This window comes from Evansella tamaricis, from assembly GCF_019042215.1.
GTDB classification, from domain to species: Bacteria; Bacillota; Bacilli; order Bacillales; family Salisediminibacteriaceae; genus Evansella; species Evansella tamaricis.
Genome location: NZ_JAHQCS010000156.1, coordinates 1 through 8,369, shown reverse-complemented (window position 1 = coordinate 8,369; position 8,369 = coordinate 1). Strand labels below are relative to the sequence as shown.

Annotated in this window: 9 protein-coding genes; 1 reads left to right on the top strand and 8 read right to left on the bottom strand. The window is 40.3% G+C overall.

Annotated elements, in window-relative coordinates; all coding sequences use genetic code 11:
• Positions 1-510: 510 nt before the first annotated feature.
• From KS419_RS19735 to KS419_RS19710, 6 genes are all read right to left on the bottom strand, one after another.
• Positions 511-1,017, bottom strand: a complete 507-nt coding sequence (locus KS419_RS19735) for a GNAT family N-acetyltransferase (RefSeq protein ID WP_217068225.1) — start codon at positions 1,015-1,017, stop codon at positions 511-513.
• Positions 1,018-1,040: 23 nt separating this feature from the next.
• Positions 1,041-2,081 (bottom strand): glutathione S-transferase family protein, encoded by a 1,041-nt coding sequence (locus tag KS419_RS19730; RefSeq protein ID WP_217068223.1) that lies wholly within the window; start codon positions 2,079-2,081, stop codon positions 1,041-1,043.
• Between the two features lie 108 nt (positions 2,082-2,189).
• A complete protein-coding gene (locus tag KS419_RS19725) occupies positions 2,190-2,501 on the bottom strand; it encodes a hypothetical protein (protein ID WP_217068222.1) in 312 nt (103 codons plus the stop codon).
• 107 nt (positions 2,502-2,608) lie between these two features.
• On the bottom strand, positions 2,609-3,523 hold the full coding sequence (locus tag KS419_RS19720; RefSeq protein WP_217068220.1) for a hypothetical protein: 915 nt from the start codon (positions 3,521-3,523) through the stop codon (positions 2,609-2,611).
• A 225-nt stretch (positions 3,524-3,748) separates the two neighbouring features.
• A complete protein-coding gene (locus KS419_RS19715; RefSeq protein ID WP_217068218.1) occupies positions 3,749-4,204 on the bottom strand; it encodes a GNAT family N-acetyltransferase in 456 nt (151 codons plus the stop codon).
• A 56-nt stretch (positions 4,205-4,260) separates the two neighbouring features.
• Positions 4,261-4,458, bottom strand: coding sequence for a hypothetical protein (locus KS419_RS19710; RefSeq protein ID WP_217068216.1), 198 nt, complete (start codon positions 4,456-4,458; stop codon positions 4,261-4,263).
• A 101-nt stretch (positions 4,459-4,559) separates the two neighbouring features.
• On the opposite strand from KS419_RS19710, the gene KS419_RS19705 reads away from it, so the two are divergent.
• Entirely contained in the window at positions 4,560-5,213 is a 654-nt protein-coding gene (locus tag KS419_RS19705; RefSeq protein WP_217068214.1) for a hypothetical protein, read from the top strand.
• A 270-nt stretch (positions 5,214-5,483) separates the two neighbouring features.
• On the opposite strand, the gene KS419_RS19700 is transcribed toward KS419_RS19705, so the two are convergent.
• Together KS419_RS19700 and KS419_RS19695 are read right to left on the bottom strand one after the other, a co-directional pair.
• Positions 5,484-6,266: a ZIP family metal transporter gene (locus tag KS419_RS19700; RefSeq protein ID WP_217068209.1), complete on the bottom strand. Its 783-nt coding sequence runs from the start codon at positions 6,264-6,266 to the stop codon at positions 5,484-5,486.
• 139 nt (positions 6,267-6,405) lie between these two features.
• Positions 6,406-7,998: a glycoside hydrolase family 43 protein gene (locus KS419_RS19695; protein WP_217068208.1), complete on the bottom strand. Its 1,593-nt coding sequence runs from the start codon at positions 7,996-7,998 to the stop codon at positions 6,406-6,408.
• Positions 7,999-8,369 lie beyond the last annotated feature (371 nt).

Sequence of the window (8,369 nt, the reverse complement as noted above, 5' to 3'; positions counted from 1 at the left end):
ATCAAGCTTTTTAAAGATTGCGACGGCTACGCTCATTGCTTGGGAACTGTAAAAGTGGAAAAGCACCACTTTTTCAGTTCCCATGCGAGTAGGCGCTGGAGCTAGACAACTTGCCCGAAGGTGCTAATACTTATAAATTCTTATCTTTTAAGAAAAGCGCAAGCGCCTATGTGTCTTCCTCTAACAGTATTTCGAAGAAGTGGATCCGTCGACACAAATCGTAGCTTATTCATGAAGGGTTGCTCTTTGATCACGAGCGTAGGGCAGTGGAGGAATGACAACTAGAAGTCCGCTCTTTGACTTCGGTTGTCACTTCCGAAGTGCCCCGCAGCGAGTAGGCGATGGAGCTAGACAATGCCCGAAGGTGTAAAAACTTATACTTTATCTTTTAAAAAACGCTTGGCCTCTACTAGAGGTCCAAGCGTTTAAAAGTTATCCACGGTTTTCCTGCAGCAAAGCTGGTGAAGAAGGTAAACTTAAAACAAGGAAGAAAAGCACAAGCGCCATAAATTACCTTTTAAGAATAAGCCGATATGCCTTTACGACAATGCCATCATTGGCAGGTACGAAATCATACTTTGGCATACGCTTAAATCCGAATCGTTCATACAATCTCATTGCATCTTTCATAAATTCACCTGTATGTAACCCAATTGCGGTGTAACCTTTATCCTTTGTACGATTAATACACTCTTCAATCAATCTCGAAGCGATACCTTTCCCCTGTGCTTCTGGGGCAACTGCAAGCATCCTGATTTCAGGATATTCCAACTCTTCCACATTTCCTTCGTAGGCATCTGACTGTGGTGGAAATAAAGCAACACTTCCCAATAAATCTCCTCCCACTTCTGCCACAATCAAATCCACGCCTGTTTGCTGGTCGGCATCGGAAGAAATTGCTTTCTTTAATCCTTTCCAATGGTCGTCTGGAATGGAATCTCGATGGCTAGTATATGCCTCAATGCGCTGTTGCCTTAGAAATTCCATTTCATGTTTTTCAGCATTACGAATTATCATAAACATCCACCCTCTAGAAAAAATTAGTTCTTTCTATTAATCTTAAATTTATCATCTGTCTCACTAAGTTTTTCACGGCCGTGAGGGGAATTAAATACAGCTAATTCTGGCCCTTTAGGTAATATTTTCACTTCATTTTTATCTGGATTAATCGTGATGGACAAATGGTAATGGCGCTTAATTGCGTCAAAGTTTGTCGTATCCCCAAAACCAGGCGTCTGGTAAAGGTCACGTAAGTATCCCCAAAGATTTGGGAATTCACGAATGAGATTCCTGTTCGTGTTAAAGCCGTTATAGTATGCCACATCAAATCGCACTAATGTAGAATACAAGCGGACATCAGAATCTGTAATGAAATCACCAAACAGGAAACGTTTTTTAGACAGACGTACTTCTAATTCATCTAATCTGGCAAATAAATTTTCAAAGGCTTCCTCGTATGAATCCTGCGACTGGGCAAATCCGCATTTATAAACACCATTATTGACATCGTGGAAGATCGTATCATTTAAAATATCAATTTCACTTCGTAACTCTTCGGGATATAAATCAGGTGCACCCTCTTTGTGAAACGGAGCCCAAGCTGTTTCCAAATAGTTTGTGAGTTTGAAATAATCGTTGTTTACCGCAACACCTTTTTTCACATCTACCATCACTGGAACGGTTGGTCTGCCGGAGTATTCTGGATCGGTCTTTAGATAAATTTCACTCATATATTGGATACCTAAAACGGGATCCACTCCATGTTCATCTAATGAAAATTCCCAGTCCACCCGAGAGATTCGGGGGCGTATAGGACTTGCCTCTCCCAGACTGATGGCGTCCTCTAGACCTAAAACCTTTCGTACAATGACGGATCGATGGGCCCAAGGACACGCAGCGGACCATAATAGCCGATAGCGCCCCGCTTCCACAGGAAGTTCATCTGATCCGTTACCAAATGGAGTGGTGAATCGATTTCGTTGCCGCTTAAAGGAACCATCTGACGAAATTTCCTTTGGTTTACGATTAGGTGTGGCTTCTTTACTTGTCAGTTGCGCACTTTTCCGGTTATTAGTTGACATGGAATAACCTCCTGAAGTTTAGTATGTTTAACGATGGGAAAAAGATAGTTTAGTGCATTTTAGTATTGATGAAGATAAATCGTCAAGAAAATGAACTCATCCATCGGTTCAGAAAGCCGGGTTTTCCTTTGAATAGTAATGAACGCCTTTTCCATTAGCTATAGCGTAGTTAATTTCTTTCCTTGTACTGCTACCTATATACCCGTCCACATCAATGACAAATATCTCATCAGACATGTCAATTTTGCGGTAATGTATCGCTTCGAACATCTTGTCCTGTTCTTCTGTAATTTGTATTCCTTCACTTTGCTCAAAAAAACCAAGGCTAATGACGATGTTTCCCTGCAATGTAATCGCAGCTTCGGCCTCCCTAAATTGTTGTTTAAACTTGGTCGATCCACATAAAGTAATTACTTTCATTTCACACCTCCATGCTTACTTCCCCTTTGATATACTTTTATCATTCCCAATAATAAAATGTCCCATGGAGATCTTCCTCCTCCATGGGACAAGGTGCATTACAGTAATTAAAACATTAGGAAACTACTAATAATGGATTCTAAAATCATCTGAGCCGAAACACCAAGATAGATAACATAGACAGCATAGGTGATGAAAAGGGCATATATAGGATCAAAGGCCCCTTCTCCAGTTTTCCGGTGGGAATAAAGGGTTAAGATGACACCGATCTGGATCCCAGACATGACCAAGAGAGCCAAGAAATTAGTCAGCATGGAAATACCTGTTATACTAATGATGAAATAAAGAACGGAAAGGGCTACTGGAATAGAAATCATTGCCCCAAAACGTCCTACGACATCATGGAAGGATACTTCCCCTTTCATCAACAGCTTTAATACACCAAAAACGATGGCTACTCCAATAACGAAAGAAACGAGAGCATAAAAGAATACCGAGAAAAATACATCCGAAAATCCAATGACAGGACCAAATCCTCCAAAGGATGTTGCTGATCGAATTTGAAAATAAAGTCCAAATGCCAGGAATAATGATAAAACGAAGAAGTTAATGTATCCATAAATAAAATCCTTCTGAGTATTATCAAAAGCTCGGCTTGCCGGTGCTTTCAAATTTTCCAAGAAAAACGTCCAATATCCCTTGGCGATGGCAGTTACCTTTTCCAAAAACTCATTGCCACTTTTTTCCTCCGCTTCAGCTGTTGAAGTGCCCGCACTGCTCTCAGTCCCCTGCTCGTGAGTACTATCCGCAGTGACGGCCGCTGCCGCCTCTGTCTTTGCTGAATTTTCTGTTTCCACAGAAGTTTCCGTTTCAGCTGAAGAGTTTACAGATTCAGGTGTTGTGGTATCCTCTGAAGTTTCCGTTTCACTTTGTGTTTCTGTTTCCCCTGTGTTCGTCGGTTCATTCGGTGCAGAATTCTTATCCACTCCGTCTAGCTGTTCATTCGATTTTTCATTACTCATCAAACCTCTCCCTCCATTTTATGGTGATTTATATAATAATGCTGCAGCTGTTTAGTACAACGTACAACATATACTAATGTGATCACTTTCGGGTGGTCAGATTGGTTCAATATGTTCGTCCGTGTTCATCCATACGTATTCAAGTATACTAGAACTGGGGATTTCATTGTGTCTTTCGACTTTAAAACTAATAAATCCTTATTTTTCGACATTTTTCTTCCTATTTCAAAGGCTAGTGATGGTTGACTTGAACACATAACTTACTTTATCGTAGCCCATCTTAGTTTCATAGAATCGGTGGGCGGCCGTCCTAGTCAAACCAGAAGACAAAGCAACACTCTCAAATTTATTTTCCCTTGCCCATTCATGTACAAAGGACAGGAGTTTTTCCCCGTTACCCATCTGCCGTTGTCCACTGTCCGTTACGAGATCACAAACCCAGACAAATCTACCATAATATAAAGTGATCATAGGTTTAAAACCAACCACGGCAATAATTCGCGAAGAAGTCCCTTCAAGCCCATCTCTTCCCTCAAATAACGCAAACAATCGGTACCTATCTAATTCCTTCGCATCCATCACCAGTTCCAGATAAGTTTGTTCGTCTAAATGTGACCGTAATTGCTTCATTACGGGGTATGCACTCATGATCTCCGCTGGAGTCACCAGTTCTTTAATCATTCTTTCTACCTTCCTTTCTTCTAAACGATGTCTCCTGTAAGATGTACCTGTTATTCCTACCAATCTGATTTTCTAAAGAAATTTGATCCTACCAAAAGCCCGATTCCTATTATAACCAACGGTAAATAAAGGCTTGCCCAAAAAATAGAAAGATCTGGAAGGATTGGAAAGATAGGATTGATAGCAATCCCCAAGGCAACGATCCAAATCCCTGCAATATACATCTTTTTCCCTTTACTAGTTAACTTTCTCATAAGTGTATCTCCTCCAATTGATTCTGATCATTCTCCTACATGAATAATATCATTATACCGTTCATAGCATGTACAAATATTACCATTTTAGGCTTAAAGAATTGGAGGAGATTCCCATTAGTCCATCGAATAAGCAAAAAAAAGGAAGCCGGTTTTCAGGCTATGCTAAAAACGTTATTATTATCTTATTGTTTATAGCCCTCCTTAAATGTTTTTATATGTATTATGGAGAAAGAACCATCAATGAAGAGAACTACAAGGAGCAAGAGAAGTGGCTATTACACCAAATGGAAGAGACTTTGAATTTCACCATCCGCCGAGTAGAAGATATTCTCGACGGGAATGATGAGGTCTCTCTAGAACGACGTGTGTTATCAATGCTTCACCAATTGGAGAAATTAGATGATCTGTTCGTTTATGGCAATGAGGTGTTCGATCAAGACTTGAACTATCCTAATGCCTTTTATAGTATGGGAAGGCTCTTCTGGGGCATTGCCGATAAGGAAACACCCGACGGGAAAGAAATTCTTATCCGACCATTTTTGGAAGATGGAAAAATATCCTATGATGAGAGAATTTATTTACTTATCCTAAAAGGATATTTAGATCATTTAAACGAAGGAATCCATTCGAATAGACCATATAATATTACGGTGGAGAACTTAAACGAGATTACGGAACCTCTTATCAATCAGGGGATTGCTCAAATCTACATGAAACATAAGCATGTGAAAGAACGACTAGACGATGATTGAAAAATTTTCTCTTTTTATGGACATAGGTGGATGGAGGCCGACTAAGGAATAGTGGATAAGAGGATATACCGAGATGTCGAAAAAAGTAACATCATATGGTGGCCTCAGGAAAGGTAAAGAATCTGAGACCACCATTCTTATATGATTAAATTTGTTCCGAGAAATCTTTAATAGGACTACGAAACACGTTGCTATCAAGAGAATACCTCCACGTAAGTTTAGAAAAAATAACTTACACTGAAAGTCTACTCCCACAACATTGATAGTAATTTAAATGTAGTGAAGTACAAGAGAGATGAACACTCCAATGGAAGTCACAAATCCCACAAAAGGTCCCCCTTCTCGGAATGCTTCCGGCATCATGGTGGAGGCAATCATGGCTATTATGGCACCACCTGCAAAACAGCTGACTATTGCTTTAACACTATCGGATGCTTCTGCCAGTAAAGTCGCCCCTGCAAGGGAACTCAGGGCTGAGAAAAAGACAACAAGAGCCCATAAAAAAAGAATCTTTTTCGTTGAATATCCACTTTTCTGAAGACCTACCGTACTGGATAACCCTTCAGGTATATTGCTGATAAAAATTGAAACCACTAATGCTAAGCTGACGGATCCTCCGCCAATTAAGCTCATACCTATAAGACCAGATTCGGGCAATGTATCCATAACCGTCCCTATAAAAATACCCTTTCCTGACGCCGGTCCCTTTCCCCCAGTTTGCTTTTTATTCTCCCTGAACAAAGATGGAGGACCACCTTCTGAAGACCTTACTGAGTGCTTCCGTTGATGTCCTCCACCTTTATGGGAAATAAAATAATCAAGTATGGTAAAAATAAGTGCACCGCCCAAGAACCCTAAAGCAACTTCTAAAAACCCACTCATTTCAAGGGATTCCTCTAATAGTTCATACGTGGTTGCACCAATCAGTGCTCCAGTTCCTAAAGCCATTATAAACCCAATGAGTCTTCTGGGAATGGAAAACTTGAGAACAACTAACGCTCCTATCATAGTGGCTGATGCGGCAACGGTTCCCCAAAAAATGGCATTCCACATGGGCAGAATCCTCCTAAAAAACATTATCCACTAATTAACGTCTTCACATTTTAGGAAAATATACAGATACACTCGTTAAACGAAACATCATTAAAATAATAATGAACAGTTCCATAGTAATACTTAGCTGATATGACGATTACAGTTCTTTATATTCGAAATAATCAAAATCGGCATGCTTTTTTTGACCGCTTAAGTCTTGCACACAAATCCCAAGAAATGCGCCTGTGAATCCCTGGTCTAGAATATACCCTTCCACAACCATCTCCGCATTCTCATCGGAAATTGTACTTGCGTCTAATACAGGACCAATCCCACTCCAGTTACTGCCGTCTCTGGAAAAATAAAATTGCAATGATGCATCATTAAGTTCTGCTTTTAAATAACATCGTTCCCATCCATCAATTGATACTCTATTTTCAATGGGTTCATCATATATCCCCTTCGTATTAGACATGATCCCAATACATTTTCCCAACAACTCATCATGGCTAACATATAAATAATAGTAGTTTTTCGTATTATAGTAATATACTAATCCGGCCATCTGCTGGAATGTTTCCGGCTCAAATTCAACAACCGTCTCAACTTGGACCTGAAAGGCTTGCTGGCGCCTTGCAAGCAAACTTTGCTGATGCATGGAATTCAATGATTCTCTTCCAACTAAACGCAGGAATCCCGGCCTCTGTTTTAAACTTGCCCAATCTTCTGTTACAGGAAGTCTTAATGAGTTAAAATGTTTACTTATTTCCCCATTAAAATCGTCTCGGACCTTCACAGGTTCAAACGGAGTTTCAGGTAATGATGGAGCCTTCACACGTAGCTCGGCATCTCCTCCCATAACCCGAAGCCATCCATCTTCTGTCCACTCACATGGCTGAATTGCTGTTTCCCTTCCGAGGTTACATCTCCATGACGGTTTCAGCGGTCTTCCACAAAGGTAAGCGATATACCACTCCCCATGCTGTGTTTCCACAAGACTGCCGTGGCCCGCTTTCTGTAAAGGAAGTTCCTCTTTGTTAAAGGAAGTCAAAATAGGATTTTTTGGATCTACTTCATATGGACCATCAAGGTGGGCTGATCTTGCCATTGTGACTGCATGTTTCCACCTTGTTCCCCCTTCTGCTGTCATTAAATAGTAATAACCGTCTTTTTTATATAGATGTGGTGCTTCGGTTAATCCCCATGACGTTCCTTTAAAAATATTTTTAATGGGACCAACCAACTTTTTTTCAGTCTCAGAATACTCCTGCAGTAGAATACCACCAAAGGAATTTTTTCCTTTCCGGTGATCCCATACCATATTAACAAGCCATTTCCGGCCATCGTCATCATGATATAAGGACGGATCGAATCCACTGCTGTTTAAATAAACCGGGTCTGACCATGGCCCTTCTATGTTATTTGCTGTAACCAAATAATTATGTGTATCTTTAAATGCTCCAAAATGACTTTTAACATCTGTATAAATTAAATAAAATATCCCTTGGTCATAGCTTAAGCACGGTGCCCAAACACCGCCAGAGTCAGGATTGCCTTGCATGGATAATTGGGCTTTTTTCGTTAAAGGATGACCAATCAGCTCCCAATTTTTCAAATCCTTGGAATGATAAATCTGTACTCCGGGAAACCACTCAAAGGTGGAAGTTGCGATATAATAATCATCTTTCACGCGAATAATCGATGGATCAGGATGAAAGCCTGGTAAAATTGGATTAATGATGTTTGTCATAGTTCTCCCCTATTCCTTATACATAATAAAACACACTCTTAGATTACTATACTATAGTTATTGGAACTAGTTTTTCTAAGGCACTGGAGCTAGACAGAAATACGAAAAAATTTTTTCTTTTTGAAAGGCTATGTTAAAGGCTAATGTTGATTTCTTAAAAGTATGATTTTTAGCGAAATTTACGACACTCCTGCGGGAAAAGCGAGTTCAGGGGAGACCCCGCAAGGTGCCAAGCAACGAGCATTACTTCATGAAATAGCTACGAGTTGTCTCGACGGATGCAGCCTCAAAGCATTACTATTAGAGGAAGAGACACCTGCAGAGGAGGCTCCCGAACCGCCCGCGGCTAAGAAGACACTGCGAAGAATGAG

Coding starts and splice junctions, on each gene's coding strand:
- KS419_RS19710 (WP_217068216.1), bottom strand. CDS start 4,458: ATGAGAAAGTTAACTAGTAAAGGGAAAAAGATGTATATTGCAGGGATT.
- KS419_RS19720 (WP_217068220.1), bottom strand. CDS start 3,523: ATGAGTAATGAAAAATCGAATGAACAGCTAGACGGAGTGGATAAGAAT.
- KS419_RS19715 (WP_217068218.1), bottom strand. CDS start 4,204: ATGATTAAAGAACTGGTGACTCCAGCGGAGATCATGAGTGCATACCCC.
- KS419_RS19725 (WP_217068222.1), bottom strand. CDS start 2,501: ATGAAAGTAATTACTTTATGTGGATCGACCAAGTTTAAACAACAATTT.
- KS419_RS19735 (WP_217068225.1), bottom strand. CDS start 1,017: ATGATAATTCGTAATGCTGAAAAACATGAAATGGAATTTCTAAGGCAA.
- KS419_RS19730 (WP_217068223.1), bottom strand. CDS start 2,081: ATGTCAACTAATAACCGGAAAAGTGCGCAACTGACAAGTAAAGAAGCC.
- KS419_RS19695 (WP_217068208.1), bottom strand. CDS start 7,998: ATGACAAACATCATTAATCCAATTTTACCAGGCTTTCATCCTGATCCA.
- KS419_RS19700 (WP_217068209.1), bottom strand. CDS start 6,266: ATGTGGAATGCCATTTTTTGGGGAACCGTTGCCGCATCAGCCACTATG.